This window comes from Halomonas sp. LC1 (genome assembly GCF_030247125.1).
GTDB lineage: Bacteria > Pseudomonadota > Gammaproteobacteria > Pseudomonadales > Halomonadaceae > Vreelandella.
The window spans coordinates 84,255-108,503 of record NZ_JASSPG010000008.1 but is presented as its reverse complement, the minus strand read 5'-3'; the positions used below and the strand labels follow the sequence as shown (position 1 = coordinate 108,503).

Here is a 24,249-nt window from a genome sequence, read left to right as displayed (position 1 = left end):
CCCACTGTTAAAGGCTGCGCATTCTAAAGGCTGACCCTAGGTGGCGTCAAGTCTTGCCGACGGATTCGCCGCCAAGACCGTGCTCTTTGGGCCAGCCACTCGTGTTGCTCGTTGTACCGGTGGTTACAGATCGTCGTCTGAATCCAGGGCGGTCAACTGAGCACCAAGCTCCTGCTCTACCTCGGTCGCCGAGGGGTTGAACAGACGCTCTACGTCTTCGCGCTTGCGACGACGCTCTGCGTGGTGGGTCAGACCGGTACCTGCCGGAATCAGACGTCCAACCACCACGTTCTCTTTCAGGCCGCGCAGGTAGTCGCGCTTGCCGGTGACCGCTGCTTCGGTCAGTACGCGGGTCGTTTCCTGGAACGACGCGGCGGAGATGAACGATTCAGTGGCCAAGCTGGCCTTGGTGATACCCAGCAGCAAGCGTTGATACTTGGCCGGGAACTTACCTTCTTTCTCGAGTCGTGCGTTCTGTTCGAGGACGCGCACGAGCTCGGCCTGGTCGCCGGTGATGAAGTCAGAGTCGCCGGAGTCGGTGATCTCTACCTTACGCAGCATCTGACGCACGATCACTTCGATATGCTTGTCGTTGATGCCAACACCCTGCAGACGATAAACGTCCTGGACTTCAGCCGTGATGTACTTGGCCAGTTCCGCAACACCCAGCAGACGCAGGATATCGTGCGGGTTACTGGGGCCATCGGAGATCACTTCACCCTTCTCGACCGCTTCACCTTCGAACACGGCGATTTGACGCCATTTCGGGATCAGCGCTTCGAACGGATCGCCAGATTCCGGGGTAATCGTCAGACGACGCTTACCTTTGGTCTCTTTGCCGAAGCTCACCACACCGCTGATTTCCGCCAGAATGGCAGACTCTTTCGGTTTACGCGCTTCGAACAGGTCGGCCACGCGCGGCAGACCACCGGTGATGTCCTTGTTACCAGACGCCTCGACCGGAATACGAGCAACGACTTCACCGACGCCGATGGTGGCGCCATCGTCTACGGAGATAATCGAGTTACCCGGCAGCAGGTACTGAACCGGCGTGTTGGAGCCGGATACGGAAACGTACTCGCCAGCAGCGTCTTTCAGCATCACCATCGGGCGCTTGTCACGACCCGCCATCGGGCGTGCGGCCGATTCGATGACTTCAATAGACGATAGACCGGTCATCTCATCGACGCTGCGGTGCATGGTGACACCCTCGTCGAGATCGATGAACTGCGCCTTACCTTCTACCTCGGCAATGATCGGGTGCGTGTGCGGATCCCACTTGGCCACGACCGCACCGGCATCGACCACGTCACCGTCGCGTACGGAGAGCTCAGCACCGTAGGGCAGCTTATAGTACTCACGCTCACGACCGTGATCGTCGGCGACCGCCAGGGCGCTCGAACGAGACACCACGACCAGTTTGCCGTCGGCACGCTCAACGTGCTTGATGTTGTGCAGGCGCACTTTACCGCCGTGCTTGACCTGAACGCTATCCACCGCAGAAGAACGCGAGGCCGCACCACCGATGTGGAACGTACGCATGGTCAGCTGGGTACCCGGCTCACCGATCGACTGGGCGGCGATAACACCGACAGACTCACCGATGTTGACCTGGTGGCCACGGGCAAGGTCACGACCGTAACAGGACGAACACACGCCGTGCGCAGTGTCACAAGTAATCGTGGAGCGTACGACGATCTCGTCCACGCCCATGGTGTCCAGCGACGCACACCACTTCTCGTCCAGCAGCGTGTTGCGCGGAATCAGCACTTCTTCCGTGCTAGGATCGACCACGTCCTGCGCGACGACACGGCCCAGTACGCGCTGAGACAGCGGTACGATGATGTCGCCCCCCTCGATGATCGGGTGCAGCGTCAGGCCGTTTTCGGTGCCACAGTCGGTCTCGGTAATGACCAGATCCTGCGCCACGTCGACCAGACGACGGGTCAGGTAACCGGAGTTAGCCGTTTTCAGAGCCGTATCCGCCAGACCTTTACGTGCACCGTGGGTCGAGATGAAGTACTGCAGTACGTTCAGACCTTCACGGAAGTTGGCCACGATCGGCGTTTCGATGATCGAGCCATCCGGCTTGGCCATCAGGCCACGCATACCCGCCAGCTGGCGGATCTGGGCGGCACTACCACGGGCACCGGAGTCGGCCATGATGAAGACGCTGTTGAAGGAGTCTTGCTCGACTTCATTACCGTCACGATCAACGACCGTCTCTTTCGAGATGCCGACCATCATCGCCTTGGCCACTTTATCGTTGGCCTTGGACCAGATATCGATGACCTTGTTGTACTTCTCCCCTGCCGTTACCAGACCGGAAGAGAACTGATCTTCGATCTCTTTAACTTCTGCTTCTGCCGCGTCGACGATTTCGGTTTTGGCTTCGGGGATAACGAAGTCGTTCACACCGATCGAGGCACCGGACCAGGTCGCCAGACGGAAGCCGGTGTACATCAGCTGGTCTGCGAAGATGACCGTGGGCTTCAGGCCCGCACGACGGTATACCTCGTTGATCAGGCTGGAGATCGCCTTCTTCTTCATCGGCTGATCGATCAGCGCGAACGGCACGCCTTCCGGCAGAATGCGGAATAGCAGCGCACGACCCACGGTGGTGTCGTAAAGGCGACGATGCTCGGAACGCTCACCGGTCTCTTCGTCGACATCCACTTCATCCAGACGCACCTTGACGCGGGCATGCAGCGACACGGACTGAGTGCCGAACGCACGCTCCACCTCGTTGAGGTCGGAGAACACCATGCCTTCGCCTTTGGCGTTGATCTTTTCGCGGGTCATGTAGTACAGACCCAGAACAACGTCCTGCGACGGGACGATGATCGGCTCGCCGTTAGCAGGCGACAGCACGTTGTTGGTCGCCATCATCAGCGCACGTGCTTCGAGCTGTGCTTCCAGGGTCAGCGGTACGTGGACCGCCATCTGGTCACCGTCGAAGTCGGCGTTGTAGGCCGCACAGACGAGCGGGTGCAGTTGGATCGCCTTACCTTCGATCAGCAGCGGCTCGAACGCCTGGATACCCAGACGGTGCAGCGTTGGCGCACGGTTGAGCAGTACCGGGTGTTCGCGAATAACGTCGGCCAGGATGTCCCACACTTCCGGCAGCTCGCGCTCGACCATCTTCTTCGCCGCTTTGATCGTGGACGCATGGCCCAGCGACTGCAGCTTGGAGTAGATGAACGGCTTGAACAGCTCGAGCGCCATTTTCTTCGGCAGACCACACTGGTGCAGACGCAGGGTCGGACCGACGGTGATGACCGAACGGCCAGAGTAGTCCACGCGCTTACCGAGCAAGTTCTGACGGAAGCGACCCTGCTTACCCTTGATCATGTCGGCCAGGGATTTCAGCGGGCGCTTGTTGGAACCGGTAATCGCACGGCCACGGCGGCCGTTGTCCAGCAGCGCGTCGACCGCTTCCTGGAGCATCCGCTTCTCGTTGCGCACGATGATGTCCGGCGCGTTGAGGTCCAGCAGACGCTTCAGGCGGTTGTTACGGTTAATCACACGACGGTAAAGGTCGTTGAGATCCGATGTCGCGAAGCGGCCACCGTCCAGCGGTACCAGCGGACGCAGATCCGGCGGTAGCACGGGCAGCACTTCCATGACCATCCACGCCGGCGCATTGCCGGAGTGGTAGAACGCTTCCAGCAGCTTCAGGCGCTTAGACAGCTTCTTGATCTTGGTTTCAGAGTTCGTCTGCGGAATTTCTTCACGCAGATGGTTGATCTCTTCTTCCAGATCGATGTCTTTCAGCAGCTCTTGGACCGCTTCGGCACCCATGCGGGCGTCGAAGTCATCGCCGAACTCTTCCAGCGCTTCGAAGTACTGCTCGTCGTTGAGCAGCTGACCACGCTCCAGCGTGGTCATGCCGGGGTCGATGACCACGAAGCTTTCGAAGTAGAGCACGCGCTCGATATCACGCAGGGTCATATCGAGGAACATGCCGATACGCGACGGCAGAGACTTCAGGAACCAAATGTGAGCGACCGGCGATGCCAGCTCGATGTGGCCCATGCGCTCACGGCGCACGGCTGCCTTGGTGACTTCGACGCCACACTTCTCACAGATGATACCGCGGTGCTTCATGCGCTTATATTTGCCGCACAAGCACTCGTAGTCTTTGACCGGGCCGAAAATCTTGGCGCAGAACAGACCATCCCGTTCCGGCTTAAAGGTACGGTAGTTGATGGTCTCAGGCTTCTTCACCTCGCCGAAGGACCAGGAGCGAATCATGTCCGGCGACGCCAGGGTAATCTTGATCGCGTCAAACTCTTCGGACTGAGATTGCGATTTGAGTACTTTCACCAAATCTTTCATTGGACGGCTCCTAGCTCTCTAACTCGATATCGATGCCCAGCGAGCGGATTTCCTTCACGAGTACGTTGAAGGATTCCGGCATGCCTGCCTGCATGGTGTGGTCGCCATCCACGATGTTCTTGTACATCTTGGTGCGGCCTTCGACGTCGTCCGACTTGACGGTGAGCATCTCTTGCAGCGTGTACGCGGCGCCATAGGCTTCCAGCGCCCACACTTCCATCTCACCAAAGCGCTGACCACCGAACTGCGCCTTACCACCCAGCGGCTGCTGCGTAACAAGCGAGTAAGAGCCGGTAGAACGCGCGTGCATCTTGTCGTCTACCAGGTGGTTGAGCTTCAGCATGTACATGTAGCCAACGGTCACCGGACGGTCAAACGCATCGCCGGTACGACCGTCATACAGCGTCATTTGGCCCGACTCCGGAATGTCAGCCAGCTTCAGCAGGTGCTTGATTTCGTGCTCTTTGGCACCGTCAAACACCGGCGTAGCCATCGGCACACCGCCTTTGAGGTTCTTCGCCAGCGCGATGACTTCGTCATCGGTCAGGGAGTCGATGTCCTCGACGCGGGTACCCGGCGTGTTATACACCTGGCCCAGGAAGTCGCGAATTTCAGCAACCTGCTGGCCGCGAGCATCACGCAGCATGGCGTCAATCTTGACCCCGAGACCACGTGCCGCCATACCCAGGTGGGTTTCCAGGATCTGACCAACGTTCATACGCGACGGTACACCCAGCGGGTTCAGCACCACATCCACCGGCTCGCCCTTCTCGTCGAACGGCATGTCTTCGATGGGCATGATCGCGGAGATAACACCTTTGTTACCGTGACGACCGGCCATCTTGTCACCGGGCTGGATACGACGCTTCACCGCCATGTAGACCTTGACGATTTTCAGCACGCCCGGCGCGAGATCGTCGCCCTGGGTCAGCTTGCGCTTCTTGTCTTCGAAACGCTCGTCCATCTCTTTACGACGGTTTTCGAGCTGTTCGTCGGCCTGGGCCAGCAGCTCGTTGTACGACTCGTCCTGCATGCGCAGCTTGAACCACTGCTGACGGGGCAGTTCGTCCAGGTACGCTTCGTCCAGCACGTCGCCTTTCTTCAGCTGCGGTCCACCGTTGACGGCTTGACCGGCCAGTGTGCGCTTCAGACGCTCGAAGGTGGCATCTTCGGCGATGCGGTAGGTCTCTTGAAGATCCTTACGCACTTCGTCCAGTTGCATCTGCTCGATGGAGAGCGCACGGGAGTCTTTTTCGACGCCGTCACGGGTGAAGACCTGAACGTCGATGACCGTCCCTTTCATGCCGGTGGGGGCACGCAGAGAGGTATCTTTTACGTCGGACGCTTTCTCACCGAAGATGGCGCGGAGCAGCTTCTCTTCGGGCGTCAGCTGGGTTTCGCCTTTGGGCGTAACCTTACCGACCAGAATGTCACCAGGGCCGACTTCGGCACCGATGTAGACGACGCCTGCTTCATCCAATTTACCCAGCGCGGACTCACCGACGTTGGGAATATCGGAGGTGATCTCTTCCGGCCCCAACTTGGTGTCGCGGGACACACAGGTCAGTTCCTGAATGTGGATCGTGGTGAAACGGTCTTCTTGAACGACCCGCTCGGAGAGCAGAATGGAGTCCTCGAAGTTGTAGCCGTTCCAGGGCATGAACGCGATACGCATGTTCTGACCCAGCGCCAGATCCCCCATGTCGACGGACGGACCGTCGGCGAGGATATCTCCACGTGCCACGTTGTCACCAGGACGCACGATGGGACGTTGGTTCATGCAGGTGTTCTGGTTAGAACGGGTGTACTTGGTCAGGTTGTAGATGTCGACACCGGCTTCACCGCCGATGATTTCATCTTCGTTGACCCGCACCACGACACGACGCGCGTCGACGGAGTCAATGACGCCGCCACGGCGCGCCACGGCACACACGCCGGAGTCGCGTGCCACGAAACGCTCCATGCCGGTACCGACCAGCGGCTTGTCGGCGCGCAGGGTCGGCACGGCCTGACGCTGCATGTTCGCACCCATCAAGGCGCGGTTAGCATCGTCGTGCTCGAGGAACGGAATCAGCGCGGCGGCCACGGAGACGACCTGACGCGGAGACACGTCCATCAGCGTCACTTGCTCGGGACGCATGAAGGTCGTCTCGCCACGGTGACGTACCTGCACCAGGTCATCGCTCAGCTTGCCAGACTCATCCACGGCGGCAGAGGCCTGCGCGATAACGAAATCGCCCTCCTCGATCGCGGAGAGATGCACCACCTCATCGGTCACCTGGCTGTTGATGACTTTACGGTAAGGCGTTTCCAGGAAGCCGTAGCTGTTGGTGTGGCTGTACGTCGCCAGCGAGTTGATCAGACCAATGTTCGGGCCTTCCGGCGTTTCGATCGGGCATAGACGGCCATAGTGCGTGGCGTGTACGTCGCGCACTTCGAAGCCTGCACGCTCACGGGTCAGACCACCCGGGCCGAGTGCGGACACACGACGCTTGTGAGTCACCTCGGAGAGCGGGTTGTTCTGGTCCATGAACTGAGACAGCTGGCTGGAGCCAAAGAACTCTTTCACCGCCGCCGCAACGGGCTTGGCGTTGATCAGGTCTTGCGGCATCAGGCCTTCGCTTTCCGCCATGGAAAGACGCTCTTTCACTGCGCGCTCGACACGCACCAGACCGACGCGGAACTGGTTCTCGGCCATTTCGCCCACACAGCGAATACGACGGTTACCCAGGTGATCGATATCGTCCACGTCGCCGAAGCCGTTACGAATATTGATCAGCTCGCGTAGCACATCGAGGATGTCTTTACGATCCAATACGCCAGAGCCCGTGTCGCTTTCACGACGCAGACGACGGTTGAACTTCATCCGACCAACGCCCGACAGGTCGTAGCGGTCTTCGGTGAAGAACAGGTTGTGGAACAGCGTCTCGGCAGCCTCTTTGGTGGGCGGCTCACCGGGGCGCATCATGCGGTAAATTTCAACCAGCGCTTCCAACTGTGAGCCGGTCGTATCCAGCTTCAGGGTGTCGGAAATGAACGAACCACAGTCGAGGTCGTTGGTGTAGAGGGTTTCGATATGCGTGATACCGCCCTGCGCCATACGCTCCAGGACTTCCGGAGTGATTTCCGTATTACACGGACAGATCAGCTCACCGGTTTTGGTATCGATCTGGTCTTTGGCCAGCGTTTTGCCGAACAGGTACTCCATCGGCACTTCCAGACGCTCAAGACCCGCTTTTTCAAGCTGACGAATGTGCTTCTGGGTAATGCGGCGCCCTTCTTCCACAATCACGTTGCCTTCGCCATCTTTGATGTCGAAGGTGGCCGTTTCGCCGCGCAGGCGTGACGGTACCAGCTCCACAGAGAAACCGGTCTTCTCGATGTGGAATTTGCTGGTTTCAAAGAACTCCGTCAGGATCTCTTCGGTGCTCATGCCCAGCGCACGCATCAATACTGACGCCGGCAGTTTGCGGCGACGGTCGATACGGACGAAGACGTTGTCTTTCGGGTCGAACTCAAAGTCGAGCCAAGAACCACGGTAAGGAATCACGCGAGCAGAGTAGAGCAACTTACCAGAAGAGTGGCTCTTGCCTTTGTCGTGATCGAAGAACACACCGGGCGAGCGGTGGAGCTGGGAAACGATAACCCGCTCAGTACCGTTGATCACGAAGGTACCGTTCTCGGTCATCAGGGGAATTTCCCCCATGTAGACTTCCTGCTCTTTGATATCCTTGATGGCCTTGTTCGAAGAGTCGCGATCATAGATGATCAAGCGAACCTTGACACGCAGCGGAGCGGAATAGGTCACGCCACGCAGCTGACACTCTTTGACATCGAATGCCGGCGTACCGAAACGGTAGCTGACGTACTCCAGGGCCGCATTACCTGAGAAGCTCTCGATCGGGAACACGGACTTGAACGCCGCGTGCAGGCCAACCTCGTGGCGCTCGTCGGGCGAACGATCCTGCTGGAGAAAGTCGTAGTAGGAATCAAGCTGGATGGCCAGCAAGTAAGGCACATCCATCACTTGGGGCAGTTTGCCGAAATCCTTGCGGATGCGTTTTTTCTCAGTATATGAGTAAGCCATCTGTATTCCCCAGCTTGTTCACCATGGGTGACCGATGCGTGGTCATCTGCCCCGCGGGCGTTTCAGACGCAGACAGCAAGCTCCTAAATCGGTAGCTCGCCGTCAAAAATCTTGATAGATAACAGTGTTACAGTAGTGCTGTTCGCGCTTTGCTGTCGCTTGCTAACATCACTCGCGCTTCACAACTTACGCGTTACAACAACGTACGCTTCACAACAACGGTCTTACTGTTTTGCTGCTTTTTACCGCAGCGCTTCTGCTGTTGCCTTGCAGCATATTACAACAGAAAAAGGCCGGCAGCGGGATAGCCCGCCGCCAGCCGTGGAAGCTTACGCAGCGCGTAAAGCCATCAGCACAAGGATTACTTGAGCTCGACGGTTGCGCCCGCTTCTTCCAGCTTCTTCTTAGCTGCTTCAGCGTCTTCTTTAGACATGGCTTCTTTGATGGTCGCCGGCGCGCCGTCAACGGCACCTTTGGCTTCTTTCAGGCCAAGACCGGTGATTTCACGAACGGCTTTGATGACGTTAACTTTCTTGTCACCAGCAGATGCCAGTACCAGGTCAAATTCAGTCTGCTCTTCAGCAGCTGCTTCGCCGCCAGCAGCCGGGCCAGCCATAACGGCCGCCGCTGCAGAAACGCCGAACTTCTCTTCCATCGCTTCGATCAGCTCGACAACTTCCATTACGGACATGTCGGCTACAGCATTGATGATATCGTCTTTGGTCAGTGCCATTGTTTCATTCCTAACTTTGCGGGAGTCTCGGTCGACCGAGAACTCAGGGTTCATTGCTCGGTTCAGGCAGCGTTGCGATCACACCGTTCACGCCGCCTGCAAGAAACGCTGCTTAGGCAGCTTCGGCTTCTTGCTTCTGGTCGCGCAGGGCGGCCAGAGTACGAACCAGCTTGCCAGCGGAGGCTTCTTTCATGACCGACATCAACTTGGCAATGGCCTCGTCGTAAGTCGGCAGGGTTGCTAGACGATCGATGTCAGCAGCCGGAATCAGCTCACCTTCGTAGGCCAGCGCTTTAACTTCGAAGTTCTTCTCGTCTTTAGCGAACTCTTTGAACAGGCGAGCGGCAGCGCCCGGGTGTTCGGTAGAGAAAGCCAGCAGAGTAGGACCAACAAAGCTCTCGTTCAGACACTCCCACTGAGTGCCTTCGAGTGCGCGGCGAGCTAGCGTGTTACGAACAACACGAAGCTCAACACCGTTCTCACGGGCCTGCTTACGCAGATCGGTCATTTTGCTGACCGTAACGCCACGAGAATCGGCAACTACGACGGAGAGTGCGCCCTTGGCCGCTTCACTGACCTCGGCAACAATCGCTTTCTTGCCTTCAAGTGCTAGTGGCACAGTGATCACTCCTTCGTGCCGGAACCCATAAAGGCTCCGGTGGTTACCATCTCTTCCAAGACATACTGCTCACCTTGGAAGCCTTAGGGGATGGTGCTCACCAGAAAGCGGCTTGCGAAAAGCGTTAACCAACTGGCGGCCACACCATCTGCGCAGGCGCTCTAAGGCGATTAAGCCGCCCAATCTTCAGTAGATCTGGCGGCACCTGCGGTCTTTGACGGCGCCTCGACCGGCTGAGCCAGACGAGGGACCGCAAAGTTCTTGCTCGGTACTTACTAAAAACCTGCCGACGACTCGCTTATACCAGCGCAGAGTGGTCGATGGTCAGACCCGGGCCCATGGTAGTGGACAGGGTGATTTTCTTAAAGTAGATACCTTTAGAGGAGCTCGGCTTGAGCTTCTTCAGGTCAGCTACCAGCGCTTCCAGGTTGCCCTGAACGGAAGCTGCGTCAAAGTCCACTTTACCCAGGGTAGTGTGGATGATGCCGTTCTTGTCGGTACGGAAACGCACCTGACCCGCTTTGGCGTTCTTGACCGCAGTTGCCACGTCAGGCGTTACGGTGCCTACTTTCGGGTTCGGCATCAGGCCGCGCGGGCCAAGGATTTGGCCCAGCTGACCCACAACGCGCATCGCATCCGGAGAAGCGATAACAACGTCGAAATCCATCACGCCTTTTTTGACTTGCTCAGCCAGATCGTCCATACCCACGATGTCAGCGCCGGCTTCTTTAGCAGCATCAGCGTTAGCACCCTGGGTGAAGACCGCTACGCGTACGTCTTTGCCAGTACCGTTAGGCATAACGGTGGCACCACGTACAACCTGGTCAGATTTACGCGGATCGACACCCAGGTTGATCGCAACGTCCAGAGACTCTTTGAATTTGACAGTCGACAGCTCGGACAGCAGCGCAACGGCTTCTTCCAAAGAGTATGCTTTATTCGGGTCTACTTTCTCGCGAATGACTTTCGCGCGCTTAGACAGTTTAGCCATGATCAGAGACCCTCCACGTTTAAGCCCATGCTACGAGCGCTACCAGCGATGGTGCGCACTGCGGCATCGAGATCAGCAGCCGTCATATCCGGCTCTTTGGTTTTAGCGATCTCTTCGAGCTGCTCGCGAGTCACGGTACCAACTTTCTTCTTGTTCGGCTCACCAGAACCTGACTTGATGCCCGCTGCTTTTTTCAGCAGTACGGCAGCAGGCGGCGTCTTGGTGACGAACGTGAAGCTGCGGTCAGAGTAAACAGTGATCACGACAGGCGTCGGCAGACCCGGCTCAATTTCTTGAGTGGCAGCGTTAAACGCCTTACAGAATTCCATGATGTTCACGCCGTGCTGACCCAGCGCGGGGCCTACGGGCGGACTCGGGTTGGCTTTACCTGCAGCAACCTGCAGTTTGATGTAAGCCTGTACTTTCTTGGCCATGGTAAATACTCCAGTTGGGTGATAGCGCCTGACGGCTCCCCGGTACGCGTAAAGCAGCGCTGGGCTGCTTTACATGAATCCAGGGTGGCACGCACTGCGCACCACCCTGCAACATCTTAAAATTACTCTTTTTCTACCTGTGAGAACTCAAGCTCAACAGGCGTCGCACGCCCAAAGATCAGCACACTGACCTGCAGACGGCTCTTGTCGTAGTTCACTTCTTCAACAACACCGTTGAAGTCAGCAAACGGACCATCAATAACGCGGACAGACTGACCCGGCTCAAACATCGTTTTAGGCCGCGGCTTGTCGGTACCGTCTTTCACGCGACGCAAGATTGCTTCGGCTTCGCGAGTAGTAATTGCGGCGGGCTTCTCTTTGGTGCCACCAATAAAACCCATGACACGTGGCGTTTCATTCACCAAGTGCCAGGTTTCATCCACCATCTCCATCTCGACCAATACATAGCCGGGATAGAACTTGCGCTCACTCTTGCGGCGCTTGCCGTCGCGCATCTCGACCACTTCTTCCGTCGGAACCAGGATTTCGCCAAAGCGATCTTCCATGCCGTACATCTTCACACGCTCGATCAGCGAGCGCATGACATGCTTTTCAAAGCCGGAATAAGCGTGGACGACGTACCAACGTTTGGACATGAATGCTCCTAACCAATGACGCCGGACATCGCCCAGCCAAGAAGAGTATCGATCAACCACAGCATCAGACCCACCACCAATACAGCCACCAGCACAATAGCGGTGGTCTGAATGGTTTCAGGACGGGTCGGCCATACAACGCGCTGAATCTCTTTCTTGGCGCTGATGGCCAGCTCGACTAAGTCGCGACCTTTGGTGGTTGTTAAGGCGATCAAACCCGCAAGCGCACACAACACCACCACACCCAAGACGCGGTAGAGCAGGCCAACATCGGCGAAATAGGTATTACCAACGACTGCAACGACAAGCAGCGCTACAACCGCCGCCCACTTGAGCCCGTCATGGCGCGTCTGTTGCACCTCTGCGCCATGTTTTACGGAACTAGGCTTCATAAAAACGAGACTCCTAAGGGTGCAGCGAGCGACAAAAGAATTCTAGAAAAGACATACCAACCTGGGGAAGGTTGGCAGGCCAGGAGGGAATCGAACCCCCAACCTGCGGTTTTGGAGACCGCTGCTCTGCCAATTGAGCTACTGGCCTGTATCGTCATGCGCGCAAGCCAAACGCCTACGCAACAGCGGGCGCCATGATAGCGGAGAAACCTCCACCTGACAACCCCTACTTCCACCCCCACTCAATTGGAGGGCAAAGACAAAAAAAGCGAGCTTCGCTCGCTTTCTTCGCAATATGGAGCTCATGGACGGAATTGAACCGTCGACCTCACCCTTACCAAGGGTGTGCTCTACCCCTGAGCTACATGAGCCAAAACACATCAAACTGGAGCGGGCGGCGGGAATCGAACCCGCACCATCAGCTTGGAAGGCTGAGGTTCTACCATTGAACTACGCCCGCCGAACTTGCCTATAGAATGACAATCCGTTGCACGAGTAACAGTAGCTAATGCCCGCTTACCGGCGTTTCATTCCCAAACGCTGACTAGCTCAACGCTTGCTCAATCTGGTGGAGAGGGAAGGATTCGAACCTTCGAAGCTTTCGCGGCAGATTTACAGTCTGCTCCCTTTGGCCACTCGGGAACCTCTCCAGCTGTGGCGGCACATTATGCCAGCCTCCAAAGCGGTGTCAAGCCTGCAAACTCTTTATTTATCAAAGCTTGCTGGAGGCGGCGCTTCTAAAACGCTGCTTCCGCTCTGGAACGCGCTGCATTCTGTCAAAGCAGCATGGAGAATGCAAGGCCTGCGCGAATTTTTTCTAACGATACTGGCTCGGGCACTCGCGGTGCTCCCGACATCTTTCCCGCCCGCTCGGCAAACGTAAGCGGATAGCAGGCTTCCAACCCGCCGTATACCATATCGGGCCACACCGCGTGAGGCACTTGAACACCACGGGAAACCACGCGCGCATCGCCGCCGGTCAACAGCACCGGCAGCGCCACGCCCTGCTGATCACATACCTCACTATAAATGCGGTTGATGGCACTGACGGCCGCCATGTAAATGCCGTGGTTCACCGCATCCACCGTGCGTCGCCCAGGCTCCAGCAGCGCATCGGCTTCGCTTTCAGGATCGATGGCGACATTACGCGTTCCCAGCTTCAGGCTCTCTTTCATCAGCCGCAGTCCGGGAATGATAAAGCCACCCAAGTGCACACCGCCTGGCAGGACGAAGTCGATGGTGATGGCGCTGCCGCAATCCACCGCGCAACACCCTCCCGCCAACTGATAGCCCGCTAGCGCGCCCATCCAGCGGTCGACCCCTAGACGCCCTGGCTCGTCGTACCCGTTGACGACGCCAAGCGCTTCCGGCGTTGAGCGGGCCACATAGACGTGTCGTACTTGGCGGCGTAACAGCGCAACAGTCTCTTCGAGCACGGCGGCCCTGGCCACGCTGGAGATACGCACTGCCTCCACGACATCCAAGTCGGGAATGTCTGCCCCGGGACGCCACTCTTCCCGCGTCCACACGGCACCTCGTGAGCGGATCTCACTACTCTCGGCATCCTTTAGCCGCCATTTCGACAGCGTGTTGCCGATATCCAAATCCAAAATCATAGGCGCCTACGTACGCTGATCTCACCGCCCGACAGGCGTCGCGAGTGACCGTTTTCAGTAACCCAAAGGTTACCACTTTCATCCACATCTCCCGCCACGGCGTCGCTGGAACGCTCTCCTTGAATCACGCGGATGGGCAGTCCCGAGTAGGCATGGCGCTGGTTCCAAGCCTCCAACCAGGGTGCAAAGCCGTCAGCTTCGAACCCAGCCAACATGTTGAGCAGCCCCGACACCATATTCGCGGCCAGTTGATTGCGAGAGATACCCGGTTGCGCATCAAACAGCGCCGCCACTGGCTGGTCGATGGTGGCACGCAGGCTATCCGGTAGCGAGAGGTTCATACCGATACCGATGACCACTTCGCAAGGGCCTGCCGCATCACCGGTCACCTCGATCAGAATGCCGGCCAACTTACCCAGCTCATCCCCCTTTTCAGCCAGCAACACGTCGTTAGGCCACTTCAGCTTGGGCGATACGCCATACCGTTCGAGCACCTGGGAAACCACCACCCCCACCGCCAGGCTCAACCCCTCCAGCGCATTGATGCCAGACTCGAAGCGCCAGCCCATCGAGACCATCAAGCTCTGGCCCCACGGGGTCGACCACACGCGTCCACGACGGCCACGCCCAGCGGTTTGCAACTCGACGAAGCAAACTTCGCCATGCCCAGCCCCTTGGGAGAAGCGCTCGCGCAGATATTCGTTGCTGGAAGGCAGCTGATCCTCTACGAACAGCCGCGTCAGTAGATGACGCGCCTCGGCGGGCAGCCGCTCGACGATCTTGGCACCTTCTAGGGGCTCCAGCGGGTACGCGAGCCGATAGCCGCGCCCTTTGACGGCCACCAGCTCCACGCCCAGCGCCTCTAATTTCTTTAGCTGTTTCCACACGGCGGCTCGGGAAACGCCCAGCGCTTCGCCTAATTGTTCACCGGAATGAACCTCGCCATCGCTCAACAAACGCATCAGGTTACCGATGGTCATGTGCTTGCCCCAACTGGGAAAACGCCTATCTTAACGGAAGCGTCACAACAGCGAAAACTGCCGCGTTTAGGTTATTGACTTGCTGCTTTATTTAAGACAGCGCTGGTAGTGGACCACCCCCAGACCCTATAATGCCGCCCTATTTTTCCAGCAGGATCGCGTCGTGATCGAGAATCTTCGCAACATTGCCATCATCGCCCACGTTGACCACGGTAAAACTACCTTGGTAGACAAACTGTTAAGCCAGTCCGGCACGCTCGACCGCAAGGCCGAAGGCCAAGAGCGTATCATGGACTCTAATGACCAGGAGAAGGAGCGCGGTATTACCATCCTGGCCAAAAACACCGCTATTCAGTGGCAGGATGGGAATGGTAAGGGCTACCACATCAATATCGTGGACACCCCTGGGCACGCTGACTTCGGTGGTGAGGTCGAGCGCGTCATGTCCATGGTGGACTCGGTACTGCTGCTGGTCGACGCCGTCGACGGCCCGATGCCGCAGACCCGCTTCGTGACCCAGAAAGCCTTCTCTCAAGGCCTGAAGCCGATCGTCGTCGTCAACAAGATCGACCGCCCTGGCGCGCGCCCTGACTGGGTCATCGATCAGATTTTCGATCTGTTCGACAACCTGGGTGCCACCGACGAGCAGCTCGACTTCCCGATCATCTACTGCTCGGCGCTGAATGGGATTGCCGGTATGGACCCGGAAGAGCTGTCCGACAACATGGACCCGATGTTCCAAGCCATCGTGGACATCGTCGAGCCGCCGAAGGTCGAAGTCGACGGTCCCTTCCAGATGCAGATCTCTGCACTGGACTACAACAGCTACGTCGGCGTTATCGGCCTAGGCCGCATCACCCGCGGCAGCGTCAAGCCGAACCAACAAATCAGCGTGATCACCAAGGAAGGCAAGACCCGTAAGGGTAAGGTCGGCCAGGTGATGACACACATGGGCCTCGAACGTGTGCAAACCGACGAAGCCACCGCTGGCGATATCGTCTGCATCACCGGCATCGAAGATCTGGCGATCTCCGACACGCTGTGCGACGTGAACAACGTCGAAGCGCTGCCGCCGCTGACCGTCGACGAGCCGACCGTTTCCATGACCTTCCAGGTCAACGACTCGCCGTTCGCCGGCAAAGACGGTAAGTTCGTCACCAGCCGTAACATTAAAGACCGTCTGGATCAGGAGCTGATCCACAACGTGGCGCTGCGCGTTGAGCAAGGCGAAACGCCCGAGAAATTCAAGGTCTCAGGCCGTGGTGAACTGCACCTGTCGGTGCTGATCGAAACCATGCGTCGTGAAGGCTTCGAGCTGGCCGTGGGCCGCCCGGAAGTCATCATCAAAGAGATCGACGGCGTCAAGCAAGAGCCCTACGAAGAAGTCATCATCGACTGTGAAGAGCAACACCAGGGCTCGATCATGGAAGAGCTCGGCTACCGTAAGGGCGAAATGACCAACATGAACCCGGACGGCAAAGGCCGCGTTCGTTTGGACTTCATCATCCCCGCCCGTGGCTTGATCGGTTTCCGTGGCCAGTTCCTGACCCTGACCTCCGGCACCGGCATTCTGACCAGCCGGTTTGACCACTACGGCCCGCTGAAGCCCGACGCCGCCATCGAGCGTCGTAACGGCGTCATGGTCTCCATGGTCGACGGTAAAGCGCTGGCGTACGCGCTTTATACGCTGCAAGAGCGCGGTAAGCTGATCGTCGATCACGGTACCGAAGTGTACGAAGGCATGCTGATCGGTATCCATAGCCGTGCCAACGATCTGGTGGTCAACCCCACCAAAGGTAAGAAGCTGGACAACATGCGCGCCTCGGGTAACGACGAAAACATCGTGCTGACGCCGCCAGTGAAGTTCACCCTGGAACAAGCCATCGAGTTCCTCGACTCCGATGAGCTGGTCGAGGTGACGCCGAGCTTCATCCGCCTGCGTAAGAAGCTGCTCAAAGAGAACGAGCGCAAGCGTTCCAGCAAAAAATAAGCTGACCGCCGCCTCAAAGCCCGCCACCGTGCGGGCTTTTTTGTGTAAGTTCGCAGCGTGGCGCTCTTTTTGCTTCTTCAGCGCCTATGGCCGCGTGGCCTGCGTCGTCGCCAAGCCAGCCCATTAACGCAACCTAAACGCTATCACGCTGGAAAGCGCCGGCGTTCTATCGCAAAGTAGCGCTATTCTCAGCGGGCCCTCGGGCCGCTGACACGCCATAATTCATACAAGTGTTTGGATACCTACCCCCATCCTTACACCCTTAATACGGACACTCCTTCACATGAGCGGTCATAACGTCTGGACGCATAAAGGCACGTTTCTGCTGGCAGCGGTTGGTTCTGCCGTCGGTCTTGGTAATCTCTGGCGCTTTCCCTATCTCACCGGTGAAAACGGGGGCGGTGCGTTCATCCTCATCTATGCGCTGACCATCTTTGCCGTAGGCATTCCCATCCTCATCGCCGAAACCATGCTGGGACGCACCAGTCGTCGAAGCCCGATCATGGGCATGCGGCATTTGACCAAAACGCATCGCACCTCACGGGCGTGGGAGTCGATTGGTTGGCTGGGCGCCGCCTCTGCCTTTTTGATTTTGAGTTTCTACTCGGTGATCGCGGGCTGGGCGCTGCACTACACCTGGCTGATGCTCACCGGCTCGCTGGTCGGCGCCGATGCCCAAACCATCAGCGACGGCTTCAACGCCCTCCTCGCCTCCCCCGGGCTGATGACGATGTACCATACGCTGTTCATCGCGGGATCTGCGCTAATCGTTGGCATGGGCATCCATAAAGGCATCGAATCGGGCCTACGCATCATGATGCCTGCGCTGTTCGTCATTCTGATCGTGGTGCTGATCTACGGCATCATTAACGGTGATGTGGGCGCTGCGGCCAGCTTCCTGTTCACCTTCAACATTGGCGATCTCAGCTTGGAAGGCTGGCTGCAGGCCATGGGGCAGTCGTTCTTCACCTTGAGTCTCGGCATGGGCGCGATCATGGCCTACGGCGCTTACATGTCCAGCGACGCCTCGCTGACGCGCACCGCTATTGCCGTGGCGTTCGTAGATACGGCCGTGGCCATGGTCGCAGGCCTGGCGATTTTCTCGCTAGTGTTTGGCGCAGGGCTGGAAACGGGCCAAGGCCCTGGGCTGATGTTCGTGACGCTGCCGCTGGCGTTTGCCGACATGCCGTTTGGCGCGCTGGTGGGCGGCGTCTTCTTCATCCTGGTGCTCGGCGCGGCGCTCAGCTCGTCGATCTCACTGATCGAGCCCGTCGCGGCGTTCCTGGTGGAGCGTTTCGACATGACCCGCCCCCAGGCCGTGACCATCATGGTCGTCGCCGCCTGGGCCATGGGTCTGCTGACCGTGGTGAGTTTCAACGTATGGGCGGAAGGCACGATCTTCCACAGCCTGTTTGGGCGCAGCGCCTTTGAGTTCATCGAACTGCTGACCAATATCTTCATGCCGCTGGGCGGCCTGATGATTGCCCTGTTTGCCGGATGGGCGCTGACCCAGAGCGAAGTCATGAAAGAGCTGGGCACTCACCCCACTTGGTTCGCTCTTTGGCGCTTTCTAGTGCGTTTCGTTGGACCGGCGGCGGTATCGTTCGTGTTCTTGCGCACAATCCCCCAGGTCGAGGGGTATCTGATTCCGACGCTCGGCTCGCTGATCATCGTGGCGGCTTTTGCGATTGGCCAGCGCCTGCGGCACTCTAACCCCTCATAATAATACCCATACAGCAGGCGGCGACGAGGCCGCCTGCCTTACGAGGACACCATGCAACCGCTTATCGAAGTACAACACGTTAATAAAGCGTTCGGTGGGCTACACGTCATCAACGATTGCTCCATCCGGGTGGAGAAAGGATCGATCACCGGCATGATCGGCCCCAACGGGGCCGGCAAGTCGACGCTGTTCAACCTGATCGCCGGCGCGCTGATGCCCGACAGCGGCCACATTCTGCTGGATGGCGAAGACATCACCTCGTTAAGCGCCGACCAGCGCTTTCATAAAGGGCTGCTGCGCACCTTCCAGATTGCCCACGAGTTCAGCCAGATGAGCGCGCTGGAAAACTTGATGATGGTGCCCCCTCAGCAGGCCGGCGAAAGCCTGTTCAACACCTGGTTCAAGCCATCGCTGGTGCGTGAACAGGAGGCCGAAGTGCGCCGCCGCGCGCTGGAGGTGATCGACTTTGTCGGGCTACACCACGTGCGCAACGAGCTGGCGGGGAATCTGTCCGGCGGCCAGAAAAAGCTCTTGGAGCTTGGCCGCACCATGATGACCGATGCCAAGGTCGTTCTGCTCGATGAAATCGCCGCTGGGGTGAACCGTACCCTGCTGGGCGATTTGATGGGCAATATCGAGCGGCTCAACCGCGAAATGGGCTACACCTTCCTGGTCATCGAGCACGACATGGACATGATTTCGCGACTTTGCGATCCCGTCATCGTCCTGGCTCAGGGTAGCGTCATGGTGGAAGGGCACATCGAAGCGATACAGAACGATCCGGCGGTCATCGAGGCCTACTTCGGCTCGGACGCCGCCTAACTCCCGGCAATACGCTTCACACTGTCACGACCAACAGCCCACCCACGGCTATAACAACATGATCGCGCCTGGAGACCCCAGCGCGACGTTTGCTGAGACGCGTTTATGTCATCCACACAGGCATCACCCCAGCCACTGCTTGAAGCACGCGACGTGCACGGCGGCTATGGCAGCATGAATATCCTGAACGGGGTCAATATGACCCTGTATGCCGATGAGGTCGGCGTCATCGTCGGCCCCAACGGCGCGGGCAAGTCCACCATGCTCAAAGCGGTATTTGGGCTTTTGAACGTCAACCAGGGCGAGATCCTGCTTAACGGCCAGCCGATTCACAACTTACCGCCCAACCAGCTGGTGGAGCGCGGTATGGGCTTCGTGCCCCAGGAGAAAAACGTCTTCCCCAGTCTCTCGGTCAAAGAGAACCTGGAGATGGGCGCCTACCTGAAGCCGCAAAACGTTAAGCGCATGCTGGAACAGGTCTACGAATTCTTCCCCCCGCTGGTGGAGAAGCGTCACCAGCCTGCCGGTGAGCTTTCAGGCGGCCAGCGCCAGATGGTCGCCATGGGGCGAGCCCTCATGGCAGAACCTAGCCTGCTACTGTTGGACGAGCCCACGGCGGGCCTATCACCGCTCTATATGAACGAGATTTTCGACCGCGTGAAAAAGATCAACGCCGCAGGCGTGGGCATCTTGATGGTCGAGCAGAACGCTAAGCAGGCCCTGGCCATTGCCGACAAGGGCTTTGTCCTGGCGGCAGGCCAGAACCGCTTTACGGATACCGGGGCGGCCCTGCTGGCCAACCCGGATGTCGCCAAAAGCTTTTTGGGCGGCTAGCCCGGGGGAGAAACGCGTGAACGAACTGGCTTTTTTTATTAACAACGTGGTGATTGCGGGCAGTGTCACTGGCTCGATTTATGCCATTGGCGCGATTGGCGTCACGCTGATTTTCAGCATTATGCGCTTTGCCCATTTTGCCCATGCCGACATGATGACCTTCGGTGCCTTTATGGTGCTGCTGCTCACCACGGCGTTCCCTGCCGTCGGCGCCAGCATTGGCGTGCCCACGGCGCTGATCATGCTGCCGCTGGCCATGCTGCTGACCGCACTGCTGGCAGTGGGGATCGATAAGGCGTTTTACAAGCCGCTGCGCGCCCATGGCGTGAAACCGATCGTGATGGTGATTGGCTCCCTCGGCGTCACGCTGATGCTGCAGGGCCTCATTCGTCTGTTCTCAGGTACCGGCGGGCAGAGCCTCTACGTGGATGACCGCAAAGAAATCTTCCGCATTGCTCTACCGTTCGAGGGTGCACGGGCACCCATCGTCGTCACCGAGCCGCAGATCTATCTGTTCGTGATTACCATCGTGGCGGTGATCGCGCTCCACCTATTCCTGAACCGTTCGCGGTTAGGCAAAGCCATGCGCGCCATGTCGGATAACCCGGAGCTGGCCCAGGCATCAGGCATTAATACCAATACCATCGTAGCGGTCACCTGGGTGATTGCAGGCGGCCTGGCCGCCATTGCGGGCACGCTGCTCTCGCTGGACGTGACCTTCAAACCCGACCTGAGCTTCTTCCTATTGCTGCCGATTTTCGCGGCGGCGATTGTCGGCGGCGTGGGCCACCCCTACGGCGCGATTGCCGGTGGTTTTGTGGTGGGCTTTGCCGAAACCCTGGCGGTATTCAATTGGAACGTGCTGCTGCGCCCCTTCCAAGACAGCTTCCCCGAGTGGCTGACGCTGCCATCGAATCTCGCCTTCGTGGGCACTGAATATAAGATTGTGGTGCCGTTCTTTATTCTGGTGGCCATCCTGGTGTGGCGCCCGACCGGCCTGTTTAAAGGCAAGGTGATCTAATGAGCCATCCAACCAATACTCGCAACCCGGCCTACACGCCGAAAGACGCTACGCCACAGCGCCGCTTCCCGCTGCGCGAGCTGGTGCTGTTTGGCGCGCTGCTGGTCGCCGTCCTGGCGGTTTATGCCATGATGGGCGCGGCGTATAGCACGCGCATGCTGGTCGAAGCCGCCTGTTACGCCATTCTGGCGTTGGGCCTGACGATTCAGTGGGGCTACGCCGGGCAGTTTAATGCCGGGGTGATGGGCTTTGTGGCTCTGGGCGGCTTCTGCGCCATGCTATTTAGCGTACCGGTCAACGATGCCTTCTGGGGCACGGAGCTGCCGGGCGAACTCGGCCAAGTGCTGCTCTATGGCCTTGCGGCCACTGTGCTGGTCATCGGTGCCACCAAGCTTGACCGATTGGGCGTCCCTAAAACGTTGCGTACCGTCATCGCCGTGGTGCTGGCGGTGGTGCTCTATCTGGTGGTGATCAGCCTGCTGCGCGACGTAACCAGCCAAATCCAATCCCAGGCGGGCTTCGTGGGCGGGTTTGGCCTACCACCCTGGGTGGGCTGGATCGTCGGCGGCGCGCTGGCCGGTGGCGTAGGCTACTTTATTGGCCATGTGTGCCTTGGCCTGCGCAGCGACTATCTCGCCATTGCCACGCTGGGAATTGCCGAGATCATCAAAGCGTTTTTGAAAAACTCCGACTGGCTCACCCGCGGCACAGCAACCGTCTCGCCGCTGCCCTGGCCAACCCCTGGCCCCGCCGAGCTGGGGTTTACCCTTTCCCGCGCGATTTACCTGTCGGTGACGGCGGTGGTCATCGCGGTGATTTTCTTCCTGCTGCATCGCGCTTACCACGCTCCTTGGGGGCGGATGATTCGCGCGATACGCGATAACGAAGTCTCATCGGCGGCCATGGGGAAGGACATCAACAAGCGTCGCTTGGAGATTTTCGTGCTGGGCTGCATTTTGATGGGCCTGGGGGGCGGCATGCTGGGCACGTTCAACAGTCTGTTTGACCCGCAGGGCTACCTGCCTTTGAACCACACATTCCTGGTACTGGTAATGGTTATTCTGGGCGGCCCCGGCAATAACCTGGGTACCATCTTTGGGGCGGTGGCCGTCTACATTATCTGGATCATGTCGGAGCCACTGGCGCTGTTTTTGATGGAGCTGTTCGTCGCGCTCGGAGAGAACGCCTTTGGCTGGGAGGCACCCAGCAATATGGACAGCCGAGCGCTACAGGCGAGGGTCTTGGTGATCGGCATGCTGATCACCCTGGTACTGCGCTTTGCGCCCAAAGGGCTGCTACCTGAGAAAATCAAAAGCCACGGTTAATACCATCAGCGCCACAAAAAACGCCCCGCTCTATGAGCGGGGCGTTTTGCTATCGGCAGATGGTAAGTAATTACAGATCCACCTGACCTTTGCTGGTAAAGGTGCCGTTCTCTACGGCCATCTCGACCACTACCCCCGGTACGTCGCCGTTATCATCGAACTCGTGAGAGCCGGAGGCCCCCTCGTAGTTGATGTCGGTACCGGCAGCGATCAGCTCGACCGCTTTTTCCCACTCGCCCGGTAGAATCACTTCACCCGGCGCGCTGGAAACGTTACGCAGCGCTTCTGAAAGCCCTTCACGGTCGGTGCTGCCGTTCTGCTCGATGGCCAGCGCGATCAGGAAGGCGGCATCGTACGCTTGGGCTGCAAACACGGCGCTGGGATCGATCTCTGCTTCAGCGGCCGCGTCATTGAATAGCTCGGTGCCGGGAAGCTCTGGGCTGCCGGGCCGGGTGGCAATCATGCCATCCAGCACGTCGGCACCAATCGCCTCGACTAAGCTGTCACCCACCATGCCGTCGGCCCCCACGTACTGGGTGAACATGCCGCTCTCGTAGGCCTGGCGCAGCACCGTTTGGCCGGAGGTATCGGCATACGCCAGCACGACGAGGGTATCGGCGCCGCTGGCGGAGAGTGAGCCCAGCTCCGAACGGTAGTCGGCACGGTTATCTTCGTGGGCGAGGTTCTCGGCGACTTCGCCACCACCAGCGGTAAACGCGGCGCTAAAGGCGTCCGACAGGCCACGGCCATAGTCGTTGTTGACGAAGGTGACGGCCACGTAATCGATGCCTTTATCCAGCAGCAGTTTGGCCAGAATTTCACCCTGGAAGGCATCGGACGGCACGGTACGGAAGACCAAGTCATTGTCGTCCAGCTCCGACACCGCAGGGGCCGTCGACGCAGGAGACACCATCAGCACACCGCCAGGAATCGCGGCATTGTTGGCAGCGGCAATCGTGGCACCGGTGCACAGCGCGCCGACGATGGCCGTCACGTTCTCAGAGTTCACCATACGGTCGGCGGCGTTGGAGGCAGCCGACGCATCGGAACAGGTGGTGTCGCCCGATGGCATGGCCAGGGTTTGGCCACCCAAAATACCGCCCTGCTCGTTGACCTGCTCGACCGCCAGCTGCGCCCCTGCAAAGATGGGCGGTGTCAGACTCTCGATTCCCCCGGTAAAGCCGCCCAAGAAGCCAACTTTGACCTCCGCCTGGGCCATCCCGGTTAAGGCAAGTGATGAGGCCGCTACGGCAATGGCTAATGCGCGCTTATTAATCATATTGTTTGTCGCTCCCAGTGTGTTAAGTGCCCCGACTGTCCAGCGCAGGGCTCCCCTTAATCTGGAACCGTCGCGCCAAAAACACAAGCAACGGTTTCTAACGCTCGTAGTTTTCTGACGCCGACGCGTCTAGTCGCTCTGCCAAGCGCTTCTGGCGGCGCTTGTTGCGGTACATACGCACCAGCGCAATGACCAGTGCACACGCCACCATGGCGGCCAGCACGCCGCCCTGCCAGGGGCGTGCGGCATCGCCGAGGACGGTTTCGAGGGTAATGATGAGCGCCAGGCCAAGTGCCTGGGTGCCTATGGCCAGGGCGCGCAGGGTGTCAAAAGAGGATTGCGACATCGACATCTCCGTCATGAGTAGCGTGCATGGTATGGTGGCCCAGTGTACCTGCTTACCGGAACG

Annotated in this window: 18 protein-coding genes and 4 tRNA genes; 6 read left to right on the top strand and 16 right to left on the bottom strand. The window is 58.6% G+C overall.

What is annotated here, in order from left to right; all coding sequences use genetic code 11:
* Positions 1-123 precede the first annotated feature (123 nt).
* From rpoC to QIT27_RS13835, 14 genes are all read right to left on the bottom strand, one after another.
* On the bottom strand, positions 124-4,338 hold the full coding sequence (gene rpoC / locus QIT27_RS13900) for a DNA-directed RNA polymerase subunit beta' (protein ID WP_159340659.1): 4,215 nt from the start codon (positions 4,336-4,338) through the stop codon (positions 124-126).
* Positions 4,339-4,348: 10 nt separating this feature from the next.
* Positions 4,349-8,425: a DNA-directed RNA polymerase subunit beta gene (rpoB, locus tag QIT27_RS13895; RefSeq protein ID WP_159340658.1), complete on the bottom strand. Its 4,077-nt coding sequence runs from the start codon at positions 8,423-8,425 to the stop codon at positions 4,349-4,351.
* A gap of 361 nt (positions 8,426-8,786) precedes the next feature.
* Positions 8,787-9,158, bottom strand: coding sequence for a 50S ribosomal protein L7/L12 (gene rplL, locus QIT27_RS13890; RefSeq protein WP_139527866.1), 372 nt, complete (start codon positions 9,156-9,158; stop codon positions 8,787-8,789).
* A gap of 112 nt (positions 9,159-9,270) precedes the next feature.
* The gene (gene rplJ, locus QIT27_RS13885) at positions 9,271-9,777 is read right to left on the bottom strand and encodes a 50S ribosomal protein L10 (protein WP_044628843.1); all 507 of its coding nucleotides are present in this window, start codon (positions 9,775-9,777) and stop codon (positions 9,271-9,273) included.
* Positions 9,778-10,075: 298 nt separating this feature from the next.
* Positions 10,076-10,768 carry a 50S ribosomal protein L1 gene (gene rplA / locus QIT27_RS13880; RefSeq protein ID WP_159340657.1) on the bottom strand — a complete coding sequence of 231 codons (693 nt, stop codon included), beginning with the start codon at positions 10,766-10,768 and terminating at the stop codon, positions 10,076-10,078.
* 2 nt (positions 10,769-10,770) lie between these two features.
* A complete protein-coding gene (gene rplK, locus QIT27_RS13875; protein WP_139527863.1) occupies positions 10,771-11,202 on the bottom strand; it encodes a 50S ribosomal protein L11 in 432 nt (143 codons plus the stop codon).
* Positions 11,203-11,324: 122 nt separating this feature from the next.
* Complete coding sequence (gene nusG / locus QIT27_RS13870; protein ID WP_159340656.1) at positions 11,325-11,858, bottom strand: transcription termination/antitermination protein NusG; 534 nt, start codon at positions 11,856-11,858, stop codon at positions 11,325-11,327.
* Positions 11,859-11,866: 8 nt separating this feature from the next.
* Complete coding sequence (gene secE, locus QIT27_RS13865; protein WP_159340655.1) at positions 11,867-12,250, bottom strand: preprotein translocase subunit SecE; 384 nt, start codon at positions 12,248-12,250, stop codon at positions 11,867-11,869.
* Positions 12,251-12,322: 72 nt separating this feature from the next.
* Positions 12,323-12,398 (bottom strand) — tRNA-Trp (locus QIT27_RS13860).
* Between the two features lie 148 nt (positions 12,399-12,546).
* A tRNA-Thr gene (locus QIT27_RS13855) sits at positions 12,547-12,621 on the bottom strand.
* A 15-nt stretch (positions 12,622-12,636) separates the two neighbouring features.
* Positions 12,637-12,710: transfer RNA gene (locus QIT27_RS13850), tRNA-Gly, on the bottom strand.
* A 106-nt stretch (positions 12,711-12,816) separates the two neighbouring features.
* Positions 12,817-12,900, bottom strand: a tRNA-Tyr gene (locus QIT27_RS13845).
* A gap of 126 nt (positions 12,901-13,026) precedes the next feature.
* Complete coding sequence (locus tag QIT27_RS13840) at positions 13,027-13,866, bottom strand: type III pantothenate kinase (RefSeq protein ID WP_159340654.1); 840 nt, start codon at positions 13,864-13,866, stop codon at positions 13,027-13,029.
* Positions 13,863-14,846: a biotin--[acetyl-CoA-carboxylase] ligase gene (locus QIT27_RS13835; protein ID WP_285264169.1), complete on the bottom strand. Its 984-nt coding sequence runs from the start codon at positions 14,844-14,846 to the stop codon at positions 13,863-13,865. The genes QIT27_RS13840 and QIT27_RS13835 overlap by 4 nt, the downstream gene beginning before the upstream one ends.
* A 163-nt stretch (positions 14,847-15,009) precedes the next feature.
* Between QIT27_RS13835 and typA the strand changes: the two genes are divergently transcribed.
* The 6 genes from typA (at position 15,010) to QIT27_RS13805 (ending at position 22,561) form a co-directional block, all read left to right on the top strand.
* The gene (gene typA / locus QIT27_RS13830; protein ID WP_159340652.1) at positions 15,010-16,836 is read left to right on the top strand and encodes a translational GTPase TypA; all 1,827 of its coding nucleotides are present in this window, start codon (positions 15,010-15,012) and stop codon (positions 16,834-16,836) included.
* Positions 16,837-17,119: 283 nt separating this feature from the next.
* The gene (locus tag QIT27_RS13825; protein WP_159340651.1) at positions 17,120-18,559 is read left to right on the top strand and encodes a sodium-dependent transporter; all 1,440 of its coding nucleotides are present in this window, start codon (positions 17,120-17,122) and stop codon (positions 18,557-18,559) included.
* A gap of 51 nt (positions 18,560-18,610) precedes the next feature.
* A complete protein-coding gene (locus QIT27_RS13820; RefSeq protein WP_285264168.1) occupies positions 18,611-19,381 on the top strand; it encodes an ABC transporter ATP-binding protein in 771 nt (256 codons plus the stop codon).
* A 105-nt stretch (positions 19,382-19,486) separates the two neighbouring features.
* The gene (locus tag QIT27_RS13815) at positions 19,487-20,215 is read left to right on the top strand and encodes an ABC transporter ATP-binding protein (protein ID WP_285264167.1); all 729 of its coding nucleotides are present in this window, start codon (positions 19,487-19,489) and stop codon (positions 20,213-20,215) included.
* A 16-nt stretch (positions 20,216-20,231) separates the two neighbouring features.
* On the top strand, positions 20,232-21,236 hold the full coding sequence (locus QIT27_RS13810) for a branched-chain amino acid ABC transporter permease (RefSeq protein ID WP_159340648.1): 1,005 nt from the start codon (positions 20,232-20,234) through the stop codon (positions 21,234-21,236).
* Complete coding sequence (locus QIT27_RS13805) at positions 21,236-22,561, top strand: branched-chain amino acid ABC transporter permease (protein WP_253019238.1); 1,326 nt, start codon at positions 21,236-21,238, stop codon at positions 22,559-22,561. The genes QIT27_RS13810 and QIT27_RS13805 overlap by 1 nt, the downstream gene beginning before the upstream one ends.
* 70 nt (positions 22,562-22,631) lie before the next feature.
* Here QIT27_RS13805 and QIT27_RS13800 read toward each other — a convergent pair whose 3' ends face one another.
* Positions 22,632-23,840, bottom strand: a complete 1,209-nt coding sequence (locus tag QIT27_RS13800; protein ID WP_285264166.1) for an ABC transporter substrate-binding protein — start codon at positions 23,838-23,840, stop codon at positions 22,632-22,634.
* Positions 23,841-23,937: 97 nt separating this feature from the next.
* Entirely contained in the window at positions 23,938-24,186 is a 249-nt protein-coding gene (locus QIT27_RS13795; RefSeq protein WP_285264165.1) for a hypothetical protein, read from the bottom strand.
* Positions 24,187-24,249 lie beyond the last annotated feature (63 nt).